At 71.2% G+C, this 26,853-nt stretch carries 27 protein-coding genes; 25 read left to right on the top strand and 2 right to left on the bottom strand.

Annotated elements, in window-relative coordinates:
* The first annotated feature begins 122 nt into the window (after positions 1-122).
* The 16 genes from ABD191_RS03185 to ABD191_RS03110 all read left to right on the top strand — a co-directional run bounded on the left by ABD191_RS03185 (position 123) and on the right by ABD191_RS03110 (position 16,107).
* Positions 123-2,183: a hydantoinase/oxoprolinase family protein gene (locus ABD191_RS03185; RefSeq protein ID WP_344076560.1), complete on the top strand. Its 2,061-nt coding sequence runs from the start codon at positions 123-125 to the stop codon at positions 2,181-2,183.
* Positions 2,180-4,210 (top strand): hydantoinase B/oxoprolinase family protein, encoded by a 2,031-nt coding sequence (locus tag ABD191_RS03180; protein ID WP_344076558.1) that lies wholly within the window; start codon positions 2,180-2,182, stop codon positions 4,208-4,210. Before ABD191_RS03185 ends, ABD191_RS03180 begins: the two co-directional genes overlap by 4 nt.
* An 84-nt stretch (positions 4,211-4,294) precedes the next feature.
* The gene (eutM, locus tag ABD191_RS03175) at positions 4,295-4,603 is read left to right on the top strand and encodes an ethanolamine utilization microcompartment protein EutM (RefSeq protein WP_344076556.1); all 309 of its coding nucleotides are present in this window, start codon (positions 4,295-4,297) and stop codon (positions 4,601-4,603) included.
* Positions 4,604-4,637: 34 nt separating this feature from the next.
* The gene (locus ABD191_RS03170) at positions 4,638-5,408 is read left to right on the top strand and encodes a hypothetical protein (RefSeq protein WP_344076554.1); all 771 of its coding nucleotides are present in this window, start codon (positions 4,638-4,640) and stop codon (positions 5,406-5,408) included.
* Positions 5,405-6,565, top strand: coding sequence for a methyltransferase domain-containing protein (locus tag ABD191_RS03165; RefSeq protein ID WP_344076552.1), 1,161 nt, complete (start codon positions 5,405-5,407; stop codon positions 6,563-6,565). Before ABD191_RS03170 ends, ABD191_RS03165 begins: the two co-directional genes overlap by 4 nt.
* A 1-nt stretch (position 6,566) precedes the next feature.
* Positions 6,567-7,199 (top strand): hypothetical protein, encoded by a 633-nt coding sequence (locus ABD191_RS03160; protein WP_344076550.1) that lies wholly within the window; start codon positions 6,567-6,569, stop codon positions 7,197-7,199.
* A gap of 19 nt (positions 7,200-7,218) precedes the next feature.
* Positions 7,219-7,506 (top strand): EutN/CcmL family microcompartment protein, encoded by a 288-nt coding sequence (locus tag ABD191_RS03155; RefSeq protein WP_344076548.1) that lies wholly within the window; start codon positions 7,219-7,221, stop codon positions 7,504-7,506.
* A gap of 1 nt (position 7,507) precedes the next feature.
* A complete protein-coding gene (locus ABD191_RS03150) occupies positions 7,508-8,008 on the top strand; it encodes a BMC domain-containing protein (protein WP_344076546.1) in 501 nt (166 codons plus the stop codon).
* 1 nt (position 8,009) lies between these two features.
* Positions 8,010-8,801 (top strand): alpha/beta fold hydrolase, encoded by a 792-nt coding sequence (locus ABD191_RS03145; protein ID WP_344076544.1) that lies wholly within the window; start codon positions 8,010-8,012, stop codon positions 8,799-8,801.
* Positions 8,798-10,219 carry an FAD-dependent oxidoreductase gene (locus ABD191_RS03140; RefSeq protein WP_344076542.1) on the top strand — a complete coding sequence of 474 codons (1,422 nt, stop codon included), beginning with the start codon at positions 8,798-8,800 and terminating at the stop codon, positions 10,217-10,219. Before ABD191_RS03145 ends, ABD191_RS03140 begins: the two co-directional genes overlap by 4 nt.
* Before the next feature lie 189 nt (positions 10,220-10,408).
* Positions 10,409-11,581, top strand: coding sequence for a CaiB/BaiF CoA transferase family protein (locus ABD191_RS03135; protein WP_344076540.1), 1,173 nt, complete (start codon positions 10,409-10,411; stop codon positions 11,579-11,581).
* Between the two features lie 31 nt (positions 11,582-11,612).
* Positions 11,613-12,248: an isochorismatase family protein gene (locus ABD191_RS03130; protein ID WP_344076537.1), complete on the top strand. Its 636-nt coding sequence runs from the start codon at positions 11,613-11,615 to the stop codon at positions 12,246-12,248.
* Positions 12,248-13,261, top strand: a complete 1,014-nt coding sequence (locus ABD191_RS03125) for an ABC transporter permease (protein WP_344076535.1) — start codon at positions 12,248-12,250, stop codon at positions 13,259-13,261. Before ABD191_RS03130 ends, ABD191_RS03125 begins: the two co-directional genes overlap by 1 nt.
* Complete coding sequence (locus ABD191_RS03120; protein WP_344076533.1) at positions 13,254-14,117, top strand: ABC transporter permease; 864 nt, start codon at positions 13,254-13,256, stop codon at positions 14,115-14,117. The genes ABD191_RS03125 and ABD191_RS03120 overlap by 8 nt, the downstream gene beginning before the upstream one ends.
* Complete coding sequence (locus ABD191_RS03115; RefSeq protein ID WP_344076531.1) at positions 14,114-15,151, top strand: ABC transporter ATP-binding protein; 1,038 nt, start codon at positions 14,114-14,116, stop codon at positions 15,149-15,151. The genes ABD191_RS03120 and ABD191_RS03115 overlap by 4 nt, the downstream gene beginning before the upstream one ends.
* The gene (locus ABD191_RS03110; RefSeq protein ID WP_344076529.1) at positions 15,148-16,107 is read left to right on the top strand and encodes an ABC transporter ATP-binding protein; all 960 of its coding nucleotides are present in this window, start codon (positions 15,148-15,150) and stop codon (positions 16,105-16,107) included. The genes ABD191_RS03115 and ABD191_RS03110 overlap by 4 nt, the downstream gene beginning before the upstream one ends.
* 99 nt (positions 16,108-16,206) lie before the next feature.
* Here ABD191_RS03110 and ABD191_RS03105 read toward each other — a convergent pair whose 3' ends face one another.
* Positions 16,207-16,863 (bottom strand): GntR family transcriptional regulator, encoded by a 657-nt coding sequence (locus ABD191_RS03105; RefSeq protein WP_344076527.1) that lies wholly within the window; start codon positions 16,861-16,863, stop codon positions 16,207-16,209.
* A 72-nt stretch (positions 16,864-16,935) separates the two neighbouring features.
* Here ABD191_RS03105 and ABD191_RS03100 point away from each other — a divergent pair, with 72 nt between their 5' ends.
* Positions 16,936-17,847, top strand: a complete 912-nt coding sequence (locus tag ABD191_RS03100) for a hydroxymethylglutaryl-CoA lyase (RefSeq protein ID WP_344076525.1) — start codon at positions 16,936-16,938, stop codon at positions 17,845-17,847.
* Between the two features lie 103 nt (positions 17,848-17,950).
* Here the strand turns inward: ABD191_RS03100 and ABD191_RS03095 are convergent, their stop codons facing one another.
* Entirely contained in the window at positions 17,951-18,919 is a 969-nt protein-coding gene (locus tag ABD191_RS03095; RefSeq protein WP_344076523.1) for a bile acid:sodium symporter family protein, read from the bottom strand.
* A 151-nt stretch (positions 18,920-19,070) separates the two neighbouring features.
* Here ABD191_RS03095 and ABD191_RS03090 point away from each other — a divergent pair, with 151 nt between their 5' ends.
* The 8 genes from ABD191_RS03090 to ABD191_RS03055 all read left to right on the top strand — a co-directional run bounded on the left by ABD191_RS03090 (position 19,071) and on the right by ABD191_RS03055 (position 26,849).
* Positions 19,071-19,922 carry a LysR family transcriptional regulator gene (locus ABD191_RS03090; RefSeq protein WP_344076520.1) on the top strand — a complete coding sequence of 284 codons (852 nt, stop codon included), beginning with the start codon at positions 19,071-19,073 and terminating at the stop codon, positions 19,920-19,922.
* 165 nt (positions 19,923-20,087) lie between these two features.
* On the top strand, positions 20,088-21,152 hold the full coding sequence (locus ABD191_RS03085; RefSeq protein ID WP_344076517.1) for an ABC transporter ATP-binding protein: 1,065 nt from the start codon (positions 20,088-20,090) through the stop codon (positions 21,150-21,152).
* 79 nt (positions 21,153-21,231) lie between these two features.
* On the top strand, positions 21,232-22,344 hold the full coding sequence (locus ABD191_RS03080; protein ID WP_344076515.1) for an ABC transporter substrate-binding protein: 1,113 nt from the start codon (positions 21,232-21,234) through the stop codon (positions 22,342-22,344).
* A 6-nt stretch (positions 22,345-22,350) separates the two neighbouring features.
* Positions 22,351-23,220 (top strand): ABC transporter permease, encoded by an 870-nt coding sequence (locus ABD191_RS03075; RefSeq protein ID WP_344076513.1) that lies wholly within the window; start codon positions 22,351-22,353, stop codon positions 23,218-23,220.
* Complete coding sequence (locus ABD191_RS03070; RefSeq protein WP_344076511.1) at positions 23,217-24,032, top strand: ABC transporter permease; 816 nt, start codon at positions 23,217-23,219, stop codon at positions 24,030-24,032. Before ABD191_RS03075 ends, ABD191_RS03070 begins: the two co-directional genes overlap by 4 nt.
* Positions 24,029-24,811 (top strand): SDR family NAD(P)-dependent oxidoreductase, encoded by a 783-nt coding sequence (locus tag ABD191_RS03065; protein WP_344076509.1) that lies wholly within the window; start codon positions 24,029-24,031, stop codon positions 24,809-24,811. Before ABD191_RS03070 ends, ABD191_RS03065 begins: the two co-directional genes overlap by 4 nt.
* The gene (locus ABD191_RS03060; protein WP_344076507.1) at positions 24,808-25,875 is read left to right on the top strand and encodes a M24 family metallopeptidase; all 1,068 of its coding nucleotides are present in this window, start codon (positions 24,808-24,810) and stop codon (positions 25,873-25,875) included. The genes ABD191_RS03065 and ABD191_RS03060 overlap by 4 nt, the downstream gene beginning before the upstream one ends.
* Entirely contained in the window at positions 25,872-26,849 is a 978-nt protein-coding gene (locus tag ABD191_RS03055; protein WP_344076504.1) for an iron-containing alcohol dehydrogenase, read from the top strand. Before ABD191_RS03060 ends, ABD191_RS03055 begins: the two co-directional genes overlap by 4 nt.
* Positions 26,850-26,853: the final 4 nt, after the last annotated feature.

Here is a 26,853-nt window from a genome sequence, read left to right as displayed (position 1 = left end):
GCCCCGCCGGGTGCTCCCGTTGCTGATGGGTCGACGGGAGCACCCGGACGGGATCGCCCGTGGCAGACCGCGCCGGTCGATGGACCGTCGTTGCCGTACCGGAGAAAGCAGGACGTGCACACATGTACCGCTTGGGAGTTGACGTCGGTGGCACCTTCACGGATGTCCTTCTCATCGAGGACGCGACCGGGAAGACCCGCCGGACCAAAGTGCCCTCGACCCCTCAGGACCAGTCCGTCGGCGTCATCGAGGGCGTGACCCGCATCCTCGCCGACGCCGCGGCACGAGCGGCGGATGTCAGCCAGTTCCTGCACGGAACGACGGTGGCCACGAACGCCGTCCTGGAACGCCGTGGCGCCCGGGTGGGTCTGGTCGTGACCGTCGGGTACCGGCAGGTCCTGCACATCGCGAGGTCGTTCGTGCCCGGCGGGCTGGGTGGCTGGATCGTCTGGGACCGGCCGGCCGAGCTGGTCGCGCTCGACGACGTCCGCGAGGTACCCGGCCGGATGGACTTCCAGGGCAACCAGATCGAACCCCTCGACGAGTCGGCCGTGCGGGCGGCCGTGCGCCAGCTCGTCGACCGCGGCGTGGACGCCCTGGCCATCGGCTTCGTCAACTCCTACGCCAACCCCGCCCACGAACTGCGGGCCGCCGAGATCGCCGCGCAGGAGGCACCCGGCGTGCCGGTGTCCACGTCCGCTGGTGTCCTGCCGGAACTGGGGGAGTACGAGCGGACCCTGACCACGGTCGCCAACGCCTACGTCCGGCCCGGCGTCGGGGCCTACCTGAGAAACCTGAGCGCGAAGCTCGTCGCCGAGGGCCTCGTGAGTGAGCGCCGGGTGCTCCGCTCCGACGGCGGTCTCATGACCTTTGAGCGGGCCGAGGACATCCCGGTCAGCCTGCTGATGAGTGGACCCGCCGGAGGGGTCGCCGCCGCGGTGGCGCTCGGCCCGGCGGCCGGCTTCCGCGACCTGCTCACCCTGGACATGGGCGGCACGTCGACCGACGTCGCCCTGATCGAGAACGGAACTCCCGTCATCCGGCGCGAGACGACCGTGGCCGACCTCGCCGTGCGCGCACCGTCGATCGACGTGCAGACGGTGGGCGCCGGCGGCGGGTCCATCGCGCACGTGCCCGAACTGACCGGTGCGCTGCGGGTCGGTCCGGCCAGCGCCGGCGCCCTGCCCGGACCGGCCACCTACGGTCGCGGTGGCGTGCTGCCGACAGTCACCGACGCGAACGTCGTGCTGGGTTACCTCCCGCAGGCGCTACTCGGCGGTGCCATGCCCCTGGATGTCGAGAAGGCCCGTACGGCGGTCGGTACGGTGGCCACGAAGCTCGGCATCTCGGTGGAGGCGGCCGCCGCCGCGATCATCGACATCGTCAACGAAAACATGCTCGGCGCGCTGCGGTTGGTCTCGGTGCAGCGCGGTTACGACCCCCGGCGGTTCGCGCTGTTCGGGTTCGGCGGCGCCGGCCCGCTGCACGCCAACGCCCTGGCCAAGCTCCTCGGCTCCTGGCCGGTCGTGATCCCCCAGTCGCCGGGCGTGCTGTGCGCCTACGGTGACGCCTCGACGGGCGTGCGGGCCGAGGCCAACCGGTCCATCGTGCGCCGCCTCGACGAGTTCGACGAGCAGCAGCTGCAGGCCGAGTTCGCCGACCTGGCCGGGCAGATCGAGACGGAGTTCGACCGGGCCGGCGTGCCGGCCGACGCCCGGATCGTGCGGTTCGAGGCCGACGTGCGCTACCACGGCCAGGGCTTCGAGGTCCCGGTCGACGTGGGAACGGCCCGCGACGGCGCCCTCATCCCGAAGCTGCGCAGCGGGTTCGACGAGGCACACGAGCGGTTGTTCGGCTTCGCGATCGACGAGCCGCACGAGATCGTCAACATCCGCGCGGTGGGCACCTCCGGCGACGTGAAGATCAAGCCGGTCGAGATCGAGCACGGCGGCCCCGACGCGCAGCGCGCGGTGATGGGCCGGCAACAGGTGTACGTCAACGGTGCCTGGCAGGAGGCGCTGCTCTACGACCGGACCGCCCTGCGGGCCGGCAACGAGCTGCCCGGCCCGGCGATCGTCGTCGAGATGGACTCGACCAGCCTCATCCTGCCCGGCTGCGTCGCGCGCGTCGACAAGCTGGGCAACCTGGTCATCCTGCCAGCCGAGAACGGGGTGCTGTCATGAGCGCGGTCATTGTTGAGACGCCGCGGCCGGCGCGTGCGGTGGAGGTCGAGACCGCGGTCCTCGACATCGTCGAGAACGCGTTGCGTAACGCCCGCTTCGAGATGGACGCCGTCGTCATGCGGACCGCGATGTCACCCGGCATCCGGGAGCAGCACGACGCGTTCCCGCTGATCGCCGACCGGCGCGGCCGCATGGTGGCCGGCCAGTTCGGCTCGTTCATCGACGGATTCCTCACCGGTTACGACGGTACGGTCGAGGAGGGCGACGTCTTCTTCACCTCCGACCCCTACGCCTGTGAAGGCGCGATCAGCCACGCCAACGACTGGCTGGTCCTGCTGCCGATCTACTACAACAAGGCGCTGGTCGGCTGGGCGGCGATGTTCGGGCACATGAGCGACGTCGGCGGCAAGGTGCCGGGGAGCCTGCCCACCGACGCGGTGTCCATCCACGAAGAGGGCGTCATCGTCCCGCCGGTGAAGCTGATCCGGGGCGGCACGCTCGACCAGCAGCTGCTCGACACCGTCCTGAACCAGGTGCGGCTGCCGAGCTGGAACCGGGCCGACCTGAACGCGGTCCTGGCGTCCTGCCGCACGGCGGAGACCCGGGTGCGGGAACTGTGCGAACGGTTCGGCGTGGAAACGTACCTGTCCACACTGGACCTGCTGCTGGAGCGCAACCGCCAGGCGATGGCGAAGCTCTTCCGTCGCGTCGTCCCCGAGCAGCCGGTCACCTTCGAGGACTTCGTCGACGACGACGGCCGCGGCGGGGGACCGTTCCGGATCAAGTGCACCCTCTGGCGCGAGGGCGACCGGGTCGTCCTCGACTTCAGCGGCACCAGCGACCAGGCCGAGGGGTCGATCAACTTCCTGCTCAACGAGAACGTCCTGCGGATGTTCTTCGGCGTGTACACCATCATGGCGGTCGACCCGCTGATCCTGTTCAACGACGGGTTCTACCCGCTCGTCGACATCCGCATCCCCGAGGGCAGCCTGCTCAAGCCCCGGCGACCGGCGGCCGTGTCGTGCCGTACGCATGCGCTGGGCCGGCTCTTCGATGTCCTCGCCGGGCTGCTCGGACAGTGCCAGCCGGACTTCCTGTGCGCGGCCGGGTTCTCCTCCAGCCCGCACCTGATGTACTCCGGCCTGGACCGCTCGGGTTCGTGGTTCCAGCTCTACCAGATCGGCTTCGGTGGCGTCCCCGCCCGGCCCGTCGGCGACGGCTTCGACGGTCACTCCATGTGGCCGTCGTTCACCAACGTGCCGAACGAGTACCTGGAGGCCTACTACCCGCTGCGCATCGAGGCGTACGAGTCGGTTCCCGACTCGGGTGGCGCGGGCCTGCACCGGGGCGGCAACGGCATCCGGGTGGCGTACCGGTTCCTGGAACCGGGCGAGGTGTCCATCCACGACGACCGGTGGTTCACCAAGCCCTGGGGCGTCCTCGGCGGCGAGCCGGGCCAGCGCGGGACGAAGATCCTGGAGCGGGTCGACGGATCGCGGCAGGTGGTACCGGCCAAGTGCGACCATCTGGTGGTGCGGGCCGGGGACGTCCTGCACTTCATCACCTGGGGTGGCGGGGGCTGGGGCGACCCGCTCGAGCGCGACCCGGAGCAGGTGCGCCACGACGTCGAGCGGGGTCTCGTCACGGTCGAGGGCGCCCGCCAGTACGGCGTGGTCCTGGACGCCGCGGGCGTCGTCGACCTCAACCGCACCCGGGCGTTGCGCGCGGAGCTGGCCGCCACCCGGGCGGAGCTGCCCCGGTTCAACCGGGGCGGCACGCTGGAGCAACTGAGGCAGCGCTGCCTGTCCGAGACCGGACTGGAGCCGCCCCGGGACCCGTCACACAGCGGCGTACGAGCGGAACCGGCGGGAACCGCCGCCTGCTCGACGGCGACCCGGCCGTCGACCGGGGCGGCGCAACCGAGCGGCTACCAGGCCGGTGGGCCGCAGCCGCGCCCGGGCACCGGCGCGCACTCCGCGCTGGAGACGCTCGTGCACCGCATCGCCCGGCAGGTGGCCGCGCGATGACACCCACCCACTGCCAGACCAGCCAGGTCCAAACCAACAACGGCGGGCACCCGTCCGTCGTCGAACCCTCAAAGGAGAACTGTCATGGCTGACCTTCAGATGTCCGCACTCGGAATGATCGAGACCCGTGGCCTGGTCGCGGCGGTCGAGGCCGCCGACGCGATGGTCAAGGCCGCCACCGTCGTGCTGGTGGGCACGGAGTACGTCGGCGGCGGGCTCGTCACCGTCGTCGTCCGTGGTGACGTCGGTGCGGTCAAGGCCGCCACGGACGCCGGCGCCGCCAGCGCCTCGCGCATCGGTGAGGTCGTCTCCGTGCACGTCATCCCCCGCCCGCACAACGAGGTCGAGGTCATCCTGCCGACCGGCACCAACCGGGGCGGGTCCAAGAGCTAGTCGCGGCGTCCGTACTCATCGAGGGGAGTAATACATGAGTCGGGTGTGGACCGCTGTCGATATCGAGGACGTCGCCCGGTCGCCGGAGCCGCGTGAGGTCCTGCTGGGCCCGGGCGACCTGATCTCGCCGCACGCGGAGGACATCGCCCGCGGGCTGGGCATCGATATCCGCAGGGCAGGACAGGACGTACCGCCGGAACCGGCCCGGCCGCAGGCCGCGGTCGGTTCCGGCGGCGAGCCGGCCGGGTGCGGCGAGGCCGACAGCTGCTCGTGCGGCTGCGCCGCCGCGGAGGAGGCGGAACGGACCATCCGGGCCATCGCCGCCGCGGTCTCGTCGGCGCACCCCGGCGCGGACGCCTCGACGGTCGCTAACGAGACCCTGAAGGCGCTCGGTGCCTACGGCGGGCCGGGCGTGGGCAGCCCCGAGCAGGCGCAGCCGCTGCCGGGGCAGCTGCTGCCCAAGAAGGCGAAGGGCGCCCGCCCGCAGTTCTTCGCCGATCCGGGCATGGAGGCGGTCGTCTCGACCCTGGTGACCCTCTCGTCCGAGGTGTGGGTGCTGCGCGAACGCGTGATGACCCTGGAGCAGCTGCTCGCGGACCGGCGTGTGCTGGAACGCGGGGCGGTCGACGCGTTCACGGCCTCCGGTCAGGACGCGGAGGCCCGCGACGAGGAGGCGGCGGCGTTCGTCGCCCGGGTGCTGCGGGTCTTCTACGAATGGCGCGAGGAGATCGTGCGGGAGGAGACCCCGGACTCGTACCGGGAGGTCATCCGGCGGGCCTTCGCGCAGGTTGGGGAGGAAAAGTGAAGCAACAGCAGCAGCACGGCCTGTTGCCGACGGAGAACCACGACGAACTCGCGCGGGAGAACTTCGTTCGGGCGCTCAAGTCGCACATCGCCAACGAGGTGACCCCGGGGGTCCGGGAGCTGTACTCGCACCGCGTCGCGCCGAAGTACCAGCGCGAGATGGGTGTCCCGCCGCGCGAGCGGGAGGCCGTGCGCAAGGCGATGGAGCCCGAGCCGTACTACCAGCTGTGGAGCTCGGTGCGGCGGGCGAGTCAGGACCTGCTCTGGAACGTCGTGGCGGACAGCATCGCCCGCCAGCTCGACGACCTGAAGGCCCGCGCGCAGCGGGCCGAGCGGGGGCTCGGTTCGCTCACGCTGGACCCCGACTTCGAGCTGCCCTGGTACTTCTACGGCATCGACATCCACGCGATGCCGGGCGGCTACCGGGGCGAGTACGCGCCGGACGACCTGACCGCCGGCGCGCTCTACGACCGTGGCGTCTACGTGTACGCGATGGGCCAGATGGGCGCGCTCAACGACGACTACGGGCAGTCCGTGGTCAACAACTTCCTCCGCAAGGACCACCCGGACTTCCGCCCCAAGCGGATCCTGGAACTGGGCTGCGGGGTGGGCAACTCCACGATCCCGTACGCGGACGCCTACCCCGACGCCGAGGTGTACGGGGTCGACGTCGGCGCGGCCCTGCTGCGGTACGGCCACGCCCGCGCCGAGTCGATGGGCCGCAAGGTGCACTTCTCGCAACAGAACGCGGAGTCCACGTCGTTCCCCTCGGGGCACTTCGACCTGGTCGTCTCGCACATCCTGCTGCACGAGGTGCCGCCGGACGGCGTGCGGGCCATCCTGCGCGAGTGCCACCGGCTGCTCGCCCCCGGCGGCATGATGATCCACGCGGACTTCCCGGGCTACGTGGGCCTGGACCCGCTGGTGCAGTTCCTCATCGACTGGGACACCTGGAACAACAACGAGCCGTTCTGGGGCCCGATGCGGGACATGGATCTGCTCCAGGCCGCCCGGGACGCCGGGTTCACCGGCGACTGCACGGAGCTGTCCTGCAAGCGGGACTGCGTCGAGGAGGTCACCACGCCGACCGGCCGGGTCCTGCAGAGCGGCGAGCGGCGCCGCAGCGGCAGCCTCTCCCTGCTCGTAGGCAGGCGCTGACGTGGCGCGCGGTCCCGTGGAGCTGCGGACCTACGCGTTCGTCGACCGGCTCCAGCCGCAGATGGCCGCCCTGCTCGGCAGCGTGATGTCCGGGGATCCGGTCGTGGAGGGCATGGCCCAGCTGTACCTGGAGATCTCGCCGGGCAGCGACGTGTACGGGCTGGTCGACGCGGCCGTCAAGGGGGCCGGCGTGCGGCCGGGTTCCCAGGTCGTCGAGCGGCAGTACGGCATGACGGAACTGCACTCGATGTCGCAGGACGCCGTCCACCAGGCGGGCCGGACGATCCTGGACCAGCTGGGGATGACCGAGGCGGACGCGCAACCCGCGGAGCTGGTCTCAGCGAAGATCATCTCTAATGTCGACGCGTACCAGGCGCAGTTGGTCAACCGGTCCCGCAAGGGTTCGCTGCTGGTGGCCGGCGAGTCCATGCTCGTCGTCGAGTGTCAGCCGGCCGCGTACATCTCCGCGGTGGGCAACGAGGTGGAGAAGGCCGCGGACGTCAAGATCGTGGACGTGCGGGGCGTCGGACAGTTCGGGCGGTTGTGGGTCTCCGGGTCGCACTCGGAGGTCGAGTCGGCCCGCGACACCGTGCGCCAGTCGTTCGAGACGACGCCCTGGTCAAAACGGCGGTAGAGGAACGAGGTGGTTCGGTGTGCGTATCGCCCGGGTGATCGGATCGATTGTCAGCACCGTCAAGGCCGACGCGTTGACCGGAGCCAAGCTGCTCGTGGTCGCGCCCCTGGACGAGACGCATGCCGTCGAGCCGTACGTCGCGGTCGACACCGTCGGCGCCGGCCGGGGTGAGGTCGTCCTGGTCGCGACCGGCGGTGCCGCGCGGATGGTGGAGCGGCACACCGCCCATGCGCCGGTGGACGCCACGATCGTCGCGATCGTCGACCGGTTGGAGACCGATGGTTGGGTCAACTACGTAAAGGACTGACGTGGACCTGTGGCATGCGGGCGCGCTCGGCATGGTCGAGACGCGGGGACTGACCGCCTCGGTCGTCGCGATCGACGTGATGGCCAAGGCGGCCGAGGTGAAGGTGATCGGCGTACGCCGCAGTGGCGGCGGTCTCGTCGCGGTGTCGTTCATCGGCGACATGGCGTCGGTGCGGGCGGCGGTCGAGAGCGCGCGCCGGGCCGTCGCGGCGATCGGTGGGACGGTCTCCTCGACCGTCATCGGCCGGCCGGCCGTGCCGGCGACCTTCTTCCGCGGCCCCGAACCGTCCGCCGAGGGCGAGCCCGTGGCGGAAGCCGGGGGACCGTCCGCTGAGGACGAGCCCGCGGCGGCCGGCGCCGAACCGCCCGCGACCGGCGCGAAGCCGGGGCGGCGGACCGGGCGGTCGACCGCACCCAAGCGACGCCCACCGGCGTCCGGCCCGCAGCCGCCACTGGCGGACCCGCCGGCCGACCCGCCCAGCGACCCGACACAGGGGGAATGACATGCGCGGATACGTCGGCCCCGAGGGCGCGCAGATCCACTACCGGTCGAGCGGCACCGGCGGGCCCGTCGTCGTACTGCTCCACGAGTCACCGCAGGCTTCCAACGTCTTCGAGCCGGCGATGCCGGCCCTCGGACGGTCGCTTCGCGCGTTCGCCTTCGACACGCCCGGGTACGGACTGTCCGACCCGCCGGCCGGCCCGTTGGAGATCTCCGGCTACGCCCGGCTGCTGCTCGACGCTGTCGACGCCCTGGGCATCGAGGAGTTCGCCGTCGCCGGGCAGCACACGGGCGCCTCGCTGGCGCTCGAGGTCGCCCGGCTCGCGGGGCCCGGCCGGGTCACGCACGCGATCCTGTCGGGTCTCGTGCTCGACCGGGCCGAGCGGGAGCACCTGGGCGCCACCTGGGCGCCGGACAAGCCGATCGACCCGACCGGTGGGCACCTGCGCGACCTGTGGGAGCGGTACCTGACCATCTGGGAACAGCCGCCGCAGCTGGTCAACCTCGCCGTGGCGAACATCGCCTCCGTTTTCGAGCGCTACAACTGGGCCTACCGGGCGGCCTTCCGGTACGACCCGACCGACGCCCTGCGGACCGCGCCCTGCCCGATCCTGCTGCTGACCGCCGCGCGGGACATGCTGGCCCACTGCGATGAGCTGGCGCTGGAGATCCGTCCCGACGCGAGGGCCGTCCGGCTGACCGACACGACCGGTCAGTTGCCGTGGCGTGTGCCGGAGCAGTTCGCCGAAATCCTGTCGTCGTTCATCACCGAGGTACCCGGAGGGCCGTCGTGACCGGCGAGGCTGACCTGCTCATCATCGGGGCCGGCACCGCGGGCCTGCCCTGCGCGATCGAGGCCGCGAAGGCCGGCCTGCGGGTCGAGCTCGTGGACGCGGACGCCGACATCGGCGGGACGCTGCGGGTCTCCGCCGGGCACATGAGCGCCGCGGGTACCCGCCGGCAGCGCGAGGCGGGCATCGACGACGACCCGGACCTGCACTACGCCGACGTCCTGCGCATCGGGCACGACCAGGGCGATCCCGCGCTGATCCGCCTGGCGGTCGACGAGGCGGCGGGTGTTGTCGACTGGCTGGACGAGAACGGCTTCCCGTTCGCTGCGGGCACGCCGGTCGTCTACCACGGACACTCCCCGTACTCCCGGCCCCGGACCTACTGGGGGGTCGAGCACGGCCGGTCGATCCGGGAGGTGCTGCGACCCCTGCTCGACGAGCAGGTGGCCGCGGGCCGGGTGAGCCTGCGGCTGCGGACCCGCGCCGTCGAGCTCACGACCGAGGGCGGCCGCGTCACCGGCGCGGTCGTGCAGGCCGGTGACGGTCCGCGCGAGGTACGCGCCGGCGTCACGGTCCTCGCGTCCGGCGGGTACGGCGCCAACCGCGCGCTCTTCTCCGCGTTGACCCCGGGTGGGCCGCGGCTGGTGACCAACGCGGTGGAGACCTCGACCGGTGCCGCCATCGAGCTGGCCGCGCCGCTGAGGGCGGGCGTGCGTTTCGCCGACCTGCACACCCCACGTCTGGGCCTCCTGGAGCGTCGCTCGCGGCCGGGACGCGTGGACTTCTGGTCCGAGATAGTGCATCTGGCGCCCGCGGAACGCCCGCCCCGCGAGATCTGGGTGAACGTGACCGGCGACCGGTTCATCGCGGAGGACCTCGACGACGTCACGCGCCACGAACGGGCCGTGCAGGCTCAGCCCGGCGCCGAGTTCTGGATCGTGTTCGACGAGGCCAGCATCGACGCCGGCGCGCCCCTGGTGCCCCGGTGGGGCGCGGACCGGCTCCGCGAGGAAGCGGAGCGGGGCGACGTGGTCTGGGTCGCCGACGACATTCCCTCTCTCGCCCGCCGCGCCGGGATCGCTCCGGGTGGCCTGCTGCGCACGACGGAGGCGTACAACCAGGCGGTCGAGCGCGGGGTGGACCCGCTGGGCCGCCGGGTCCTCGACCATCCTGTCGCCCGGCCGCCCTACTACGCGGTCCGGTCGGTGGCCGCGCTGCTGTGCAGTTTCGGCGGGCTGGACGTCGACGTCGACTTCCGGGTCCGGCGCGACGATGGCGGGGTGATTCCCGGGCTGTACGCCGTGGGGGAGGCCATCGGGATGGGGGCCACCAGCGGCGCCGCGTTCTGTGGCGGGATGGCGGTGACTCCGGCGCTGGCCTTTGGCCGGCGGTTGGGCCGGCGGCTGGGCGCGAAGGTGTAGATCAGCCGAAACTTTACCGAGGACATGTATGCACTCGGGATCTAATGTAGACCTATTTGTCCAAATTATTCGCCAAACTTGCTGTTGACAGTGGGTGGCAGGCGGATGTTGTATACAAACAGCCATCGGGGGTTGCTATGAGAGGTGACCATGTCTAGCCATCTGCAGCAGGAAGGTCCGCTCCAGGGCGTGCGGGTAGTCGAGTTCGGCTCGCTGCTGGCGGGGCCGTTCTGCGGTCAGCTGCTGGCCGACTTCGGCGCGGAGGTCATCAAGTGTGAGCCGCCGCGCCAGGGCGACCCGATGCGTGAGTGGGGGCAGGAGAAGCCCCACGGCAAGTCGTTGTGGTGGCCGATCGTGGCCCGCAACAAGAAGTCCATCACGGTTGACCTGCGGACCGCCGAGGGCCAGGAGGTCGCCCGGCGGTTGATCGCGCAGTCCGACGTGGTCGTCGAGAACTTCCGGCCCGGGACGATGGAACGATGGGGTCTCGGGTACGAGCAGCTGGCGGAGGAGAACCCGGGGCTGGTCATGGTCCGGGTGTCCGGCTTCGGCCAGACCGGGCCGTACTCGAAGCGGCCCGGCTACGGGTCCATCGGAGAGGCGATGGGGGGCCTGCGCTACGTCGTCGGTGACCCGCAGACGCCGCCGAGTCGCGTGGGCATCAGTCTCGGCGATTCGCTGGCCGGCACCTTCGCCGCTCTGGGGGCGGTCATGGCGCTGCGCGCGCGGGATCGTCACGGTCGCGGCCAGGTCGTCGACTCGGCGATCTACGAGGCGGTCCTCGCGATGATGGAGTCGCTGCTTCCCGAGTACGAGCTGGGCGGTCACGTGCGGGAGCGGACCGGCTCGATCCTGCCCAACATCGCCCCGTCCAACGTCTACCAGACCAGCGACGGTGGCCTGCTGCTCATCGCGGCCAACCAGGACACCGTCTTCCGCCGTCTGGCGACGGCCATGGGCATGGCCGAGCTGGGCAGCGACCCGCGCTTCGCCACGCACACCGCTCGTGGCCGCAACCAGGTGGAACTCGACGAAATGATCTCTAAGTGGTCGGCGCAGTACGACACCGAGGGCCTGATGGCGGTGCTGGTGGAGCACGACGTGCCTGTCGGCCGGGTGTACCGCGCCCCGGACATGCTGGCCGACGAGCACTTCGCCGCCCGCGAGGCGATCGTCCGGCTCGGCCACCCCGAGTTCGGCGAGTTCCCGATGCAGAACGTCGTGCCGAGGCTGTCCATGACCCCGGGCAGGGTGAAGTGGACCGGTCCGCAACTGGGTGAGCACACCGACGAGGTGCTGACCGACGTCCTCGGCCTGGCCACCAGCGACATCGACCAACTGCGTGCCAGCGGCGTCATCTAGGAGGCGGGGACGGTGCGAGAAGGCGGATACGGTGGATGACCTCCGCGCGGACTACCGCAGGGCGGGCTTCGGCGGCGACCTGGGGCGCGGCTCACGCCAAGCGCTCCTGCTGGTCGACTTCGTGCGGGCCTACCTCGACCCGGCGTCGCCGCTGTATGCCGGCGACGAGGACCCGCCGGCCCTGCGGGCCTGTGTCGCGCTGCTGGACGCGGCGCGGCTGCATGACATGCCGGTGATCCACACCAGAGTCGAGCTGGGTCCGGACGGCATCGACGGTGGCCTGTTCGCCCGCAAGGTACCGGCGTTGCGGGTCTTCGAGCGTGGCGGCGAGTTCACCACCGCGCCGCCGGAACTGACCCCGGTGCGCGGCGAGCCGGTGGTGACCAAGCAGTACGCCAGCGCGTTCTTCGGCACCAGCCTGGCGAGCACCCTGCGGGTACTCGGGGTGGACGCCCTTCTTATCGCGGGCGCCTCGACCAGTGGGTGCGTCCGGGCGAGCGCGGTCGACGCGCTGCAACACGGATTCGTCCCACTCGTCGTGGCCGACGCCTGCCTCGACCGCGACCCGCGTCCGCACGACGCCGCACTGTTCGATCTCGGTGCCAAGTATGCCGAGGTCCTGACCCTGGATGAGGCGATGGCACTCATTGGCCGAGGAGGCACGTGATGCGGGTCCTCCGTTACGCCCGACGGCGGATGTTCTTCCTGCCGGTTGGGTTGCTGTCCGTCATCGTCCTGGCGTTCCTGCTGGTCAACGCCCTGCCGGGCAATCCGGTCGGGGTCATTGCCGGGCCGGCGGCAACCCCGGAGGAACTGGCGCAGATCGAAAGCCGGCTGGGCCTGGACCAACCGCTGTGGGAACGGTTCGTCACCTACATCGGCAACCTGGCACAGGGTGACCTCGGATCGTCGTACTACACCGACCGCTCGATCCTCTCCGAGATCGTCCGGTTCGCTCCGGCCACGCTCGAACTGGTCATCCTGTCCCTCATCGTCGCCGCGGTCCTCGGGATCGGTCTGGGTACCCTCGGCGCGTACTACAAGGGAACGATGGCCGACCGGACGTCCCGGTTCGTCATCACCACGTTCCAGTCGATCCCCGACTTCTTCCTGGCGCTGCTCCTTATCTACCTGTGCTTCTACATCGCCGGCTGGGCGCCGGCCCCGGTGGGCCGGCTCGGCCTCATGGACGAGGCGCCACCGACCGTGACCCACGCGCTCCTGGTCGACTCGCTGCTCTCCGGCGACATGAAGATCTTCCGGTCGGCCGTCGCGCATTCCGTGCTGCCGGTACTCACGCTCGGCATCTACTACTCGGCGTACTTCGCCCGCAGCACGTACGCGGCGCTCGTGCCGGCCCTGGAGTCCAAGCAGGTCGAGTTCGCGCGGGCCTGCGGCCTGCCGGAGCGCAGCGTGCTGGCGTACGCCTTCCGTCAGGCGCGGACCCCGATCCTGACCTACGGGGGCATCCTGCTCGCCGCGCTGCTCGGCGGCGCGGCGATCATCGAAACCATCTTCTCCTGGGGCGGCTTCGGCGAATGGGCGATCGACTCCATTCTCCAACTCGACATGCCGGCCGTGCAGGGCTTCATCGTGGCCGCCGGCCTAGGGACCCTGTTGGCCTTCACCGCACTCGACATTCTGGTCGCGGTGCTCGATCCGAGGGTGCGATATGACTGAGACCCTGGCGGCCGACCCCACCACGGTCACCGCCCCGACGGCAAAGAAGCGGCGTGGCCGGCGGCGGCTGCGACTGTGGGTGCCGGTCGGCGTGCTGACGGCCATGCTGGCGGCGGCCTACTTCGCGCCGTTGCCCCACGACCCCACGGAGCCGCTCGCCGACACGCTGGCGGCACCCGATGGCGACTACTGGATGGGCACGGACAAGTTCGGCATCGACGTGTTCAGCCGCCTGGTGGCCTCGGCAGGGGTGGACATCCCGCTGGCCGTCAGCGGCATGTCGATCTCGTTGGTGATCGGTGTACTGCTCGGGTTGGCCGCCCTGCACCGGGGGCCCTGGGGGGAACGCCTCGTCCGCGCCCTGGACGTGTTCCAGGCGTTCCCGCTGCTCATCCTCGCCGTCGCCCTGGTGGCGCTGATGGGCAACAAGATCGAGAACGTCGTCATCGCCATCGCCATCATCAACGTGCCACGCTTCGTCCGGCTGGTCCGCAGCGAGGGCCTGACCATCCGGGAAAGCCGGTACGTCGAGGCGGCGCACGCGATCGGCGCGACCGGACGGCGCGTCATGTTCCGGCACGTCCTGCCGAACATGACCGGCATCATCCTGGCCCAGGCGTCCCTGGCGGTGGCGCACTCGATCGTCGTGATCGCGTCGCTGTCCTTCCTGGGCATCGGCATCAACGCCGCGGACCCCAGCTGGGGCGCCATGATCCAGACAGGGGCGCAGAACATCACGACCGGCCAGTGGTGGGTCGCCGTCTTCCCGGGGCTCGCGATCTTCCTGACGGTGCTGTGCTTCAACGCCATCAGTGACCAGTTGCAGGACTCCTTCGGCCGAGCGAGGCAACGATGAGCACTTTGGACGCACTGCGTCGGCCACGGCAGCAGCCCGCCGCGCCGGACGGTGGCGGCGCGGGCCGCCGTCTGCTCGAGGTGCGCGGTCTGACCACGCGGTTCGATACGCCCGACGGGCTGGTGCACGCGGTCAACGGGGTCGACTTTTACGTTGACCGGGGAGAGATCGTCGGCGTCGTCGGCGAGAGCGGCTGCGGCAAGTCCGTGACCATCCGGTCGATCCTCGGCCTGGTGCGCCCACCCGGACGGGTCGTGGACGGCACCGCCTACTTCGACGGAGTCGACCTGCTGGGCCTGCGCGGCGCGGACCTGCGCCGCCTGCGGGGCAAGGAGATCGGCTTCATCGCGCAGAACCCGTTCAGCGCGCTCAACCCCGTGATGCGCATCCACCGGCAGTTCGCCAACATCATGGCGGCGCACGGCGTGAAGTCCGACGGCGAGGCCCGTGACCGGGCGCGCGCCGCGCTTGCCGACGTCGGCATCGCCGGCCCGGACCGGGTGCTCGACGGCTATGCGCACCAGCTCAGCGGCGGCATGGCTCAGCGGGTCGTCATCGCCATGGCCATGCTGCTCAACCCCGCATTCGTCGTCGCCGACGAGCCGACGACCGGACTCGACCTGACCGTGCAGCGCCAGATCCTGGATCTCATCCGACGCCTGGTACGCGAGCACGGCCAGTCGATGCTGCTGGTCACCCACGACCTCGGCGTCGTGGCCCAGTACTGCGACCGGGTCGTCGTCATGTACGCCGGCAAGGTCATCGAGCACGGCACGGTCCGGCAGGTGCTCAACGACCCGCGCCACCCGTACACGCAAGCGCTCATCCGGGCCATTCCCCGGCCGGGCCAGCCGCTGGTGCACCTCACCGGGCGGCTGCCGGATCTGGTCAACTACCCGGCCGGGTGCCCGTTCCGGGCGCGCTGCCCGCACGCGTTCGAGCCGTGCGGTCACATCGTCCCCGACGCGGTGACCATGGCGTCCGGCCAGACGTACTGGTGCCACCTGCGCCAGGAGAAGGAGGAGGTCGGGTGAGCCTGCTGGAGCTGGCCAACGTCAGCAAGGAGTTCGACCTCGGCGGCAGTACCCGGGTCTACGCGCTCGATGACGTGTCGCTCTCGGTGAACGCCGGTGAGACGTTGGCCATCATCGGGGAGAGCGGGTCCGGGAAGTCGACGTTGGGTCGCCTGGCACTGCGCCTGATCGAGCCGACCCGCGGGTCTGTGCGCTTCGAGGGCACGGACGTGCTCGCGCTCTCCGCCGCCGAGCTGCGGAAACTGCGCGCCAAGCTGCAGATCATCTTTCAGGAGCCGTTCGAGTCGCTGAACCCGCGGATGCGCGTCGCCGACATCATCGGTGAGCCGCTCGCCATCCACCGGTCGAAGATGTCCGTCCAGGACCGGCGCGCCCGTGTCGCCCGCGTGATCGAGCAGGTGGGGCTCACGCCCGACATGGCGAAGCGCTACCCCGGCGAACTCAGCGGTGGACAGCAGCAGCGGGTGGGTATCGCGCGGGCCATCGTGACCGAGCCGTCCCTGATCGTCCTGGACGAGCCCACGTCGTCGCTGGACCTGTCGGTACGCGCCCAGATCCTGCAACTGCTGGCCGATCTCCAGGCGGAACTCGGCATGGGCTATCTGTTCATCTCGCACGACATCCACACGGTCCGGTACGTCAGCGACCGGATCGCGGTGATGTACCGAGGGCGTGTCGTCGAGACCGGTCCCTCCGAGCAGGTGTTCGCCGATCCGCAGCACCCGTACACCCAGGCGCTGCTGGCCGCGGCCCTGCCGGTCGACCCCGACCAGCAGCTGCCGCCTGCTCGGCTCGTCGGTGACCCGTTGAGCCCGACCCAACGTGCGCACGGTTGCGTCCTCTACGGACGGTGTCCGGTCGGCGAGGACCGGTGTATACAAACTGAGGTTCGACTCGTGCCCGTCGCCGTCGATCACGAGGTCGCCTGCGTCAAGCCGGGCGCCTCCGGGGGCTGACTCTCCGTTAGCTGACAATGGGCCGTCGGTAATGCCCGACGGCCCATATCGGCGTGCCGCCCGCACCCCGGGGACGGCGGTCGCCGCCCGGGTGGGCGGCTAGAGGTCGGGGGAGTTCTTCATGCTGGTCAGCAGCACCGTCCGGGCGGCCAGCACGTGTGCCCGCATGGTGCTCGACGCCCATTGGGGGTCCCCGGTCCGTAGTGCTGCCACGAGGTCGCGGTGGTGGGCCATGCTGCGGGCGAGGGCGTCCGGCGTGTAGAGGCGGAAGGCTCGTACGACGAGCGGTACCTCGACGACGGCTGACAGCAGGGAAGCGAGGCGGGGGCTGCCCGCGGCGCTGATGACGAGGCCGTGCAGTTCGGCGTTGAGGGTCGCGATCTGTTCCAGGTCATCGGGTTTCATCCGCCGGGCCCGGTCTTCCATCTCCTCGCAGAGCTGGTCCAGTTTCGGCAGGCAGACGGCCTCGATGCGTTCGGCGGCGAGGGCGGCGCCGTAGCTCTCCAACCGCGCGCGGATCTCGTAGATCTCCTGCAGGTCGGTGAGTGTCCACTCGGCCGCCCGGGCCCCGCGGTTACGTTCGGCGACCACGAGGCCTTCCGCGGTGAGCCGGCGCAGGGCTTCCCGGACGGGGGTCCTGCTCACGCCGAACTGCCGGGACAGTTCCATCTCACCCAGTCGTTCGCCTGGACGAATCGCGCCGCTCAGGATCGCGCCCCGTAGCGCCCTGTAGGCGTCCTCGGCCGCATTCGTCACCCGTGCCTCCATTGTGTGTGGCGTTGGGTCGGCGGACTTGCCGTCCACCCAACGTTCTGGGATTGTATACATGTGTTGATTCAGGTGGTGGAAGTTTCTCCTCGGGACGGATTACAGAACGAACCCGAGATCCTGTCGACGGACCGCAAGGTCGAGCTGATCCAGCGCTGCGTCGACGCGGGAGCCCGCCGGGTGGAGGCGGTCTCGTTCGTCCGCGCCGACCGGGTGCCCCAGATGGCGGACGCGGAGGCCGTGATGGCCGCCGTGCCCAGGCGCGACGACGTCTCCTACATCGGCCTGGTGCTCAACCGGCGCGGGCTGGACCGGGCGATCGCGGCCGGAGTGGACGAGGTGAACTGCGTCGTCGTCGCCACTGAAACCTTCAGCCAGCGAAACCAAGGGGCCTCCGTCAACGAGATGGTCCAAGCCTGGCTGGACATCGCGAAGGCCGCCCGCGCCGCCGGCCTGCGAACCAGTGTGACCGTAGCGGCCGCGTTCGGCTGCCCCTTCGAAGGGGAGGTTTCCCCGAAGGTCGTCGGCGACCTCACCCGTCGGCTTGCCGACGGCGAGCCCGACGAGATCGCGCTGGCGGACACCATCGGCGTGGGCGTGCCCGTCCAGGTCAGAAACCTGGTGGCCGCGGTGACCGCGGCGGCGCCCGGCGTGCCGCTGCGCGCCCACTTCCACGACACCCGCAACACCGCGATCGCCAACGCGCTGGCGGCGGTCGAGGCCGGCGTCACCGTGCTCGACGCGAGCGTCGGCGGGATCGGAGGCTGCCCCTTCGCGCCCTCCGCCACCGGCAACGTCGCGACCGAGGACCTGACCTACGCGCTGCACCGCTCGGGGTACGCCACCGGGCTGGAACCCCGCAAGCTGGTCGAGACGGCGACCTGGGTCGGCGTCGAACTCGGCAAGAGCCGCCTCCCGGCCGCCCTCGGCCGCGCTGGCTGGTTCCCCGGCGATCTGGACCCGCAGGGCTGACGCCGGTCCTGACCGGCCGCCGGCGCTGCCACGCCGTCCAGGCGCGCGTCCCCAGTGGAGCCGCACCACGGGGCGGCGCGGGCGGCGTGCGGTGGCTCCCGGCTCATTCCTCCCGGGCGCCCCAGCGGCGTGCCAGCGATGCGCACACCGCGAGCTGGATCTGGTGGTACACCATCAGCGGCAGTACGAGGAGGCCGAGCAGCTGCGGGCTGACCAGCACGGCGGCTATCGGCAGGCCGGTGGCGAGGCTCTTCTGCGACCCGCAGAACAGGATGGTCGCCCGGTCGGCCCGGTCGAAGCGGAACAGCCGGCCCGCGGTGTACGTCAGCCCGAGCGCGAGCGCCAGCAGGGCGCAGACCACCGCGATCAGCGTCGCGAGCCGGATCGGCGACACCTCGTCCCAGACCCCGGCGACCACTCCCGCGCTGAACGCCATGTAGACGACGAGCAGGACCGAGCCGCGGTCCATCCAGCCGGTCAGCGTGCGGTGCCGGTCGATCCAGGTGCCGATCAACGGGCGGGCGAGCTGCCCGAGGGCGAACGGCACGAGGATCTGGAGGAGCACCGTGCCGACTGCGCCAGCGCTCATCTGGACCGCACCCGTGTCGTGCAGCAACGCCGTGGCCAGCAGGGGGGTGAGCACGACCCCGGCGAGGTTGGAGAACGACGCGCTGAAGACCGCCGCCGGTACGTTGCCGCCGGCGATCGCGGTGAACGCGATCGAGGTCTGCACTGTCGACGGCACCGCGCAGAGGAAGAGCAGGCCCTGGTACAGCTCGGGGGTGAGCACGTCCGGCCGCAGCGGCGCGGCGGCGAGCCCGATCAGCGGGAACACCGCGTACGTGGTGAGCAGCACGACCACATGCAGCCGCCAGTGCCGCGCGCCCGCCAGGGCCGCCCGGGGCGTGATCCGGGCGCCGTGCAGGAAGAACACCAGGGCGATCGCGAGCGTGGTGGCGACCCGCCCCATGCCCGCCGCCTCGCCCCGGGCCGGCACAAGGGTGGCCAGCACGACGGTCGCGAGCAGGGCCGCGATGAAGGGATCTATCGGCAGCCGGCTCGGCCAGCGCACACCTACTCCTCTCGTCGTGGCCGACCGGCGGCGCCCCGCCGCTTCCAGGGAGGCGCCGCCGGCACGGCAGCCCATTGTCGGCGCCAAGACGATCAGTGGGAAAGGCGATCGGCGTACTAACTGTGATCACATCTAGTGATAACGTCGCATGATGTTCGACCCGGTTCAGCTGCGCAGCTTTCTAGCGGTGGCCCAGGCGCTCAGCTTCACCCGCGCCGCCGACCGGCTCGGCCTGCGCCAGTCGACGGTCAGCCAGCACGTGCGGCGGCTGGAGGCGGCCGTCGGGCGGCCGCTGTTCCTGCGGGACACGCACAGCGTCGCGCTGACGGTGGACGGGGAGGCGATGGTCACCTTCGCCCGTGACATCGTGGCCGCCGGTGACCGGGCCCGCCGGCACTTCGCCGCCGCCCGGGTGCGCGGCCGGGTGCGCCTCGGCGTCTCCGACGATCTGGTCGCCACGCACCTGCCCCGGGTCCTGCGCGATCTGCGGCATCGGCATCCGCTCGTCGAGTTGGCCGTGACGGTGGACCTCAGCGGCACGCTGCACGACAGGTTCGACGCGCGCGAACTCGACATGGTCCTGGCCAAGCGGCCGCCGGGCGAGTCCCGGGGGGAGGCGCTCTGGCGCGACCGGCTCGTCTGGCTCGCCGCGCCCGGGCACCGGCTCGCCCCGGACGAGCCGGTGCCGTTTGTCGCGTACCCGCCGCCGAGCATCTCCCGACGTCACGCCCTGGACGCTCTCGCCGCCGCCGGGCGCGCCTGGCAGATCACCTGCACCAGCACCAGCCTCGGCGGCCTGGTGGCGGCGGCCCAGGCCGGGCTCGGCGTGCTCGTCCACTCGGCGGCTCTCGTCCCGCCCGGCCTGGTGCCCGTGCCGGCCGGGCACCGGCTGCCTCCGCTCGGCGAGGTGGAGTTCATCCTGCTGCACCGCGAGGGCGCTCCGCGCGACCTGATCGCCGCCCTCACCGACGCGATCCTCGCGCCCAGCACCCGCGCCGACTGACCACGCCGGCCGCCCTCGTTCGTTCGACGGGTCGTCGAGCAATACGTTTGGCCAGGTCGATCGGACCTGTTATCTCGGCTACTACGAGCAAGAAATGGCGGTTCCACCTCTTGACGGTGCAGTGATCTTTGGCCCAGGGTGTTGGCCAAGGCAAAACGTTGCGCCGTGGAGGACCGATTGGAAACCCCGCCAGTACCGGTCGCCGAACTCGTCGACATCTCCAAGAGCTACCCCGGTACGGACCGCTCTGCCGTCCGTAACGTTCACCTGGAACTTCGTGAGGGTGAGTTCTTCTCCCTGCTCGGGCCGAGCGGGTGTGGCAAGAGCACAACGTTGCGCATCGTCGCCGGGCTTGAGTGGCAGACCGCCGGGACCGTCCGGATCAAGGGCGAGAACATGGGGCGCCGGCCGGCCAACCGCCGCCCGACCAACATGGTCTTCCAGCACCTCGGCCTCTTCCCGCACCTCGACGTCGCCCGCAACATCGACTTTGGACTGCGGCTGCGCCGGGTCGCGAAGGACCGCCGCGCGGCCGAGGTCGACCGGGTCCTCGACCTTGTCCACCTCCAGGGATTTCAGCGTCGGTACCCCGACCAGCTCTCCGGCGGTCAGCAGCAGCGGGTGGCCATCGCCCGCGCTCTGGTCAACCGCCCCGCCGTGCTCCTGTTGGACGAGCCGCTCGCCGCGCTCGACCTCAACCTGCGCCAGCAGATGCAGGACGTGCTCCGCGAAGTGCAGCGCACCTCGGGCACCACGTTCCTGTTCGTCACCCACGACCAGACCGAGGCGATGACGCTCTCCGATCGGATCGGCGTCATGCGCGACGGCGAACTGTGCCAGGTCGGCAGCGCGGAGACGCTCTACCGGCGCCCCGCGTCGCGGTTCGTCGCCCGTTTCATCGGCGACGCCAACGTGCTTGATGTCGACGTGCGCGACGGGCATGCCCGGCTCGGCGACACCGCGGTCCGCGTCGCGACCGGCGGCGACGGCACCGCGGTCTCCATCCGTCCGGAGGACGTCCAGCTCGACCCCGCCACGGACGCGGCCGGCAAGGGCGTCGCACTCCAGGTCACCGGCGCCACCTACCTCGGCGCCACCGTCCGGTACGAACTGTCCGGCGCGGGCGTGACGCTGCGCTCGGTGCAGCCTGCCAGCGCGGCGCGGCTGCCGGTCGGCGCCCAGGTCGAAGCGCACTGGCGGCCCGACGACGCGGTGGTGCTTCCGGCCTGATCGCTCCCCGAACTTGCCCGGCCGCGACCCCGTGGCCGGCCACCAACGGGCAACCCCCGGCCCGTGAGAGGAGACACTGATGGGAACAGACAAGATAAGCCGCCGCCGGTTGCTCGGCGCGGCGGCTGCCGCGGCCGCACTCCCTGCGCTCAGCGCCTGCGGAGGCGACATCGACCCCCAGCCGCAGACGGGCGCGTCCGCCGGCGGGTCGGGCGGTAAGGAGAAGATCACCATCTTCGCCTTCCTCGGCAACCGGCTCGCGGACATGCCGAAGGCGTTCGCCGCCGACTACATGTCCCGCCACCCCAATGTCCAGATCGACATCTACGAGGACAGCAACGCGGTCGGCTACCCGAAGATCCTCGCCGCGAAGCAGACCACGCCCGACAAGCCCCTGGTCAACATGGGCTTCTTCAACTCGCAGATCTCCGCGCAGGGCGACCTCGACGGCACCTGGAACAAGCTCGACTATGCGGCGCTGACCAACGCGGCCAACGTCAGCGACACGTTCCGCCGGGCCAACTCCAACGGCATCGGCATCGGCGCCGACCAGATCGGCATCCTCTACAACACCAACAACATCAAGACCCCGCCGACCACCTGGGCCGACCTCTGGAACGACACGTACAAGGGGCGGCTCACACTCTTCGACTACTGGTGGCACGTGGTCTTCATGGCCGCCAGGCTCAACGGTGGCTCCCTCGAGAACATGGAGCCCGGCTGGCGCCTGTGGAAGTCGAAGGCGCAGAACATCCGTACGCTGGTCACGGCCAACCCGGAGTGGCAGCAGGTGCTCAGCAACGGCACTGCCGACATCACCAGCTGCTGGAACGGCACCGGCCTGCAGTTCAAGGCGGACGGCGCGCCGGTCGACTACGTGGTCCCGGCCGAGGGCGCCATCGCGGTTCCGGTCTACCTGCAGACCGTGCAGGGCAACACCCCCACCCAGCAGGAGATCTGCGTCGACATCGTCAACGAGATGCTCAGCCCCAAGTGGTGCCAGATGTGGGCGGAGACCGCGGTGCAGGCCCCGGCGAACTCGGGCGTCAGCCTGCCCGCGGAGCTGGCTGCGCTGCCCGGCTTCCGTGCCGAGAACGTGGCCAAGCTCATCTCGGTCGACTGGGCGCTCGTTGCCAAACAGAACACCGCTTGGCGGGCCCGTTGGGACGCCGACGTCAAGGCGAACATCTGACCCGTCATGACTGACGCCACCGCCCGGCTGCGTGCCGGCACACCCCGGTACCTGCTCGTTCTGCCCGCGCTGGTGCCGCTCGCCATCATCTTCATCGGCAGCCTGCTCAGGCTCGCCGATCTGGGGCTGCGGCCGTTCCGGGACGGGCAGATCGGGACCGGCGTCACCACTGACAACCTGCGCCGGTTCGTCGAGGACCCGTACACCTGGCGGGTCCTCGGCGACACCGTGCTCCTCGGCGTTGTCTGCGCGATCGTCACGGTGATCGTCGCGTACCCCATGGCCCTGGCGCTGCACCGGCTGCGCAGCGGTGCCCTGCGCGCGCTCGCCCTCTTCCTCATCTTCTCGCCGCTGCTGACCAGCGTGGTGGTGCGTGCGTACGGCTGGAACGTCCTGCTCGGCGACGGCGGCGTGATCAACCAGACGCTCCGCGCGATCGGCCTGATCGACTCGCCGCTGCGCATCATGTACGAGTTCCCCGCGGTCGTCATCGCGATGGTGCACGTGCTGCTGCCGTTCGCGATCTTCCCGCTGCTCGGCGTTGTCGCGCAGGTGCCCCGCTCGGCGCTGGAGGCGGCGAACGACCTCGGGGCCAGCCGGCGGCAGGTCTTCTGGCGCGTGACGTTTCCGTTGACCCGGCACAGCGTGGTGCTCACCTGGCAGCTCTGCTTCGCCCTGACGATCAGCGCGTTCGCGACGCCGGCGCTGCTCGGCGGCGGGCGGGTACAGGTCCTCAGCGGGCTCGTCTATACCAACGTCGGCGCCGTTGACTGGCCGATGGCGGCAGTCCAGTCGTACGCCCTGCTGGTGCTCACCCTCCTGGTGATCGGCGGGGTCAACGTCGCCTTCCGACTGGCCGGAAGGAGCGGCAGATGAGCGACCGCAACCGCCCCCTGACCATCGCCGTGCTCGTGATCGGGCTGGCGTACCTGGTAGCGCCGCTCGTCTTCGTCGTGGTCAACTCCTTCAACGACTCCGGCTACGGCGCATGGCCCCCGCCCGGCTTCTCGCTGCGCTGGTATGAGCGCCTCGCCGACCAGGAGGGCTTCCTCTCCGCGGCGCTGGTGAGCCTGGTCGTGGCCGCGGTCGCCGCGCTCGGTGCCGTGCTCGCCGGCACCGCGGCCGCCGTGTCGATCACCCGCTTCCGGTACCCGGGGCGGCGGCTCATCGAGTCGCTCCTGCTCGCCCCGCTGATCGTGCCGAAGGTGGCGATCGGACTCGGCGCGTTCATCCTCTTCCTCCAGACCGGCTTCTACGGCCGGGACGGCGCACTCGTCGCGCTCCACCTGGTGCTGCTTCTTCCGTTCGCGGTGAACATCATCGGTGGCGCCCTCGTGCGCATCCCGCCGGTCTACGAGCAGGCCGCCCGCGACCTCGGCGCGGGGCCGGTACGGGCCTTCGTGAGCGCCACGCTGCCCCAACTGCGCCGCTCGCTGCTCGCCGCGTACCTGCTCTGCTTCATGATCAGCTTTGACGAGGTGGACGCCACCGTCTTCGTCGTCGCGCCGGACCAGATGACGCTGCCGGTCTCCATGTACCAGTACCTCCAGAAGTACCAGGACCCCACGCTCGCGGCCCTGTCGACCGTCCTCATCGGAGCGACGCTCGCGATCGTCGCGGTCGTCCTGACGACGGCCGGCGCGTCGGCGACGGCGGGGCTACAGGGCGGGAAAGGACGTATTAAATGAGCAACCCTGCTCCACCGGTCGCGGTGGTGACGGGCGCGGCGGGCGGTATCGGCGCGGCGGTCAGCCGCTGCCTGCTGCGCGACGGCCACCGGCTGGCGCTGGTCGACCGCCCCGGCCCGGCGCTCGACCGCCTCGCCGCCGAGTTCCGGGACGCCGGCCACGCCGTGCTCGCGGTCGGCTCCGACGTGTCGGACCCGGCCGCCGTTGCCCGGGCGGCGGCGGAGATAGACGAGGAGTTCGGCGGCTTCGACAAGCTCGTCACCTGCGCGGGAGTCGGACGCATCGACCCGATCGAGCAGACCGGCGACGAGGTGTGGACGCAGACCGTCGCGGTCAACCTGACGGGGACGTTCTGGTGGTGCCGGGAGGCGGTGCCGCGGATGCGGGCGCGCGGCGGCGGCACGATCGTGCCGGTCTCCTCCACGACCGCGCTGGTCGGGCTGCCCGGCCGCGCCGCGTACGCGGCGAGCAAGGCCGGCGTGCTCGGACTCGCCCGCACGCTCGCGGTGGAGTGCGCCGCGGACGGCATCCGGGTCGTGCCCATCTGCCCGGGCGCCACCCGCACCGACCTCGTCCAGCAGGGTTACCAGCGGGCCGCCGACCCGGCCGCCGCCGAGCGCGCGCACGCCGCGCTGCAGCCCATCGGGCGGCTTTCCGAGCCGGAGGAGATCGCCGAGACGATCGCCTTCCTCTGCTCGTCCAGGGCGGCCACCATCACCGGCGCCACGATCATCGTCGACGGCGGGTACACCGCAGGAGGTCCATCATGGAACACGTGAAGCGGCGCGCTGCCGCGCTGGAGCTGGCCGCCGAGGCAGGCGTGGACGTCCTCCTGGTCACCAAGATCACCCACATCCGGTACCTGACCGGCTTCACCGGTACGGCCGGCGTGCTGCTGCTCGCGCCCGAACCGGTGCTGGTGGTCGACTTCCGGTACGGCGCACAGGCCCGCCAGCAGGTCGAGGGCGTAGAGGTGGACGGCGACTGCGCCCCGCCCCGACTCTGGGCCACCGCCGTCGACCGGCTCACCGCGCGACGCGCCGCACGGGTGGGTGTGGACACGCGCAACCTGACCGCCGAGCAGTACCTCGCCCTCGTGTCCGCGGTCGGCGCGGAGCGGCTCATTGACTGCGCCGGGCTGGTCGAAGGGCTGCGTGCCGTGAAGGACGCCGACGAGATCGCCGCGCTCACCGACGCGGCCGCCCTGGCCGAGGAGCTGGTCCGCCGGCTGCCCGAGTGGCTGCGTCCGGGGCGACCGGAGAACGAGATCGCCGGCGAGATCGAGTTCGCCCAACGGCACCTCGGCGCCGAGCGCAGCGCCGCCACGATCCTGGTCTCCTCCGGCGAGCGCTCCACGATGCCGCACGGTGCCGCCTCGGACAAGCCCTTGCGCATGGGCGAACCGGTGCTCGTCGACCTCTCGCCCGTGGTACGCGGGTACCGCGCCGACATCACGCGGACCTTCCACCTCGGGCCCGCCTCGCCGGAGTACCGCCGCCTGCACCAGGCGGTGACCGAGGCGCACGGCGAGGCGATGGCCGCCGTCCGGGCCGGCGTGCGGGCCAGTGCGGTCGACGCGGTCGCCCGTAAGGTGCTCGCCCGCTACGAGCTGGACGGCTTCTTCAACCACTCGCTCGGCCACGGCATCGGGCTCGACCAGCACGAGCCGCCGCTCCTGTCGCCGTACGACGACACGATCCTGCGGGCGGGCATGGTCGTGATGATCGAGCCGGGCGTGTACGTGCCCGGGGTCGGCGGCACGCGCATCGAGGACGCGGTTGTCGTCACCGAATCCGGCTGCACGCCGCTGACCACCTCGGACACGGGAATCCGCGAGCTGTGAGCGAACCGCACAGGGTCGCCTTCCACGGGACCGTCGTCACCGCCCCGCTGGCGTACGCGCCGGGCGACCTGGTCGTCGCGGACCCCGCGGCCGGTGCCGACGTCCCGCCCGGCGCCGTCCGGGCGACCTATCCGCCCCGCGCGAGCGACGCGGCGGCGATCGCCGAGCTGGTCACGCGCGAACGGCCACCGCGGCTCGTCGCGGCCGGCGACGGCGCCGCCCTCGACGTGGCCAAGTACGCCTGGACGCTGGTCGCCGAGGCGACCCGGCCCGACCTTGTGCTGGCCCCGCTGGGCGCCGAGCCCTGGCGGGCGTTCGCCCCGTTCACCAGCCTCTACGAGCCGGACGGCGAGCGCGTCTCCCGACGCGACCCGGCGCTCGGCAACGTCACAGTGGTGATCGACACGCGGGCGCTGGCCGGCCGGACCGCAGCGGTGCGGCACCTGCACCGGGCCGACTCGGCGGTGCACGCCGTGGAGGTGCTGGTCGGCCGCCGGGCCGGCGCGTGGGGCAGGGCGCTCGCCGCCGCCGGCCTCACCGCCCTGACGGCGGACGACCCGGCCGGCGACATCACGGCCGCCGGCCTGGTCACGGAGGCGTTCGCTTCCGCCGGGCTGGGCCTCGCCCACGCGGTCGCCTCCCCGCTCGGGGCGCTCACCGGCCGTACCCATGACACGATCAACGTGCTGCTCGCCCCGTACGTCGTGGAATTCTGGGGGGAGCGCATCGACTGGACCGCCCCGGCCAGCGGCCTCGGCGTAGCGCCCAAGGCCAGCGCGGTCGCGGACCGGCTGCGGGAACTGCGTGACCGGGCGAACGTGCCGCAAACCCTCCGCGACGCCGGGCTCGATCGAAGCGTCCTCACGAGCGCGGTGCCCCGCGCGCTGCGCAGCTCCGGCATCCCGTGGCTGCCCGCACCGGTGACCGCCGAGGACATCAGCGGCCTGCTCGACCGCGCCTGGGCGGCCCCGTGACACC

The sequence above is a fragment of the Luedemannella helvata genome, from assembly GCF_039528415.1.
In the GTDB taxonomy this organism is placed as follows: Bacteria; Actinomycetota; Actinomycetes; order Mycobacteriales; family Micromonosporaceae; genus Luedemannella; species Luedemannella helvata.
This window is presented reverse-complemented; position numbering and strand designations above follow the sequence as displayed.

Coding starts and splice junctions, on each gene's coding strand:
- ABD191_RS03075 (WP_344076513.1), top strand. CDS start 22,351: ATGACTGACGCCACCGCCCGGCTGCGTGCCGGCACACCCCGGTACCTG.
- ABD191_RS03065 (WP_344076509.1), top strand. CDS start 24,029: ATGAGCAACCCTGCTCCACCGGTCGCGGTGGTGACGGGCGCGGCGGGC.
- ABD191_RS03115 (WP_344076531.1), top strand. CDS start 14,114: ATGAGCACTTTGGACGCACTGCGTCGGCCACGGCAGCAGCCCGCCGCG.
- ABD191_RS03125 (WP_344076535.1), top strand. CDS start 12,248: ATGCGGGTCCTCCGTTACGCCCGACGGCGGATGTTCTTCCTGCCGGTT.
- ABD191_RS03180 (WP_344076558.1), top strand. CDS start 2,180: ATGAGCGCGGTCATTGTTGAGACGCCGCGGCCGGCGCGTGCGGTGGAG.
- ABD191_RS03145 (WP_344076544.1), top strand. CDS start 8,010: ATGCGCGGATACGTCGGCCCCGAGGGCGCGCAGATCCACTACCGGTCG.
- ABD191_RS03170 (WP_344076554.1), top strand. CDS start 4,638: ATGAGTCGGGTGTGGACCGCTGTCGATATCGAGGACGTCGCCCGGTCG.
- ABD191_RS03070 (WP_344076511.1), top strand. CDS start 23,217: ATGAGCGACCGCAACCGCCCCCTGACCATCGCCGTGCTCGTGATCGGG.
- ABD191_RS03185 (WP_344076560.1), top strand. CDS start 123: ATGTACCGCTTGGGAGTTGACGTCGGTGGCACCTTCACGGATGTCCTT.
- ABD191_RS03080 (WP_344076515.1), top strand. CDS start 21,232: ATGGGAACAGACAAGATAAGCCGCCGCCGGTTGCTCGGCGCGGCGGCT.
- eutM (WP_344076556.1), top strand. CDS start 4,295: ATGGCTGACCTTCAGATGTCCGCACTCGGAATGATCGAGACCCGTGGC.
- ABD191_RS03120 (WP_344076533.1), top strand. CDS start 13,254: ATGACTGAGACCCTGGCGGCCGACCCCACCACGGTCACCGCCCCGACG.
- ABD191_RS03090 (WP_344076520.1), top strand. CDS start 19,071: ATGTTCGACCCGGTTCAGCTGCGCAGCTTTCTAGCGGTGGCCCAGGCG.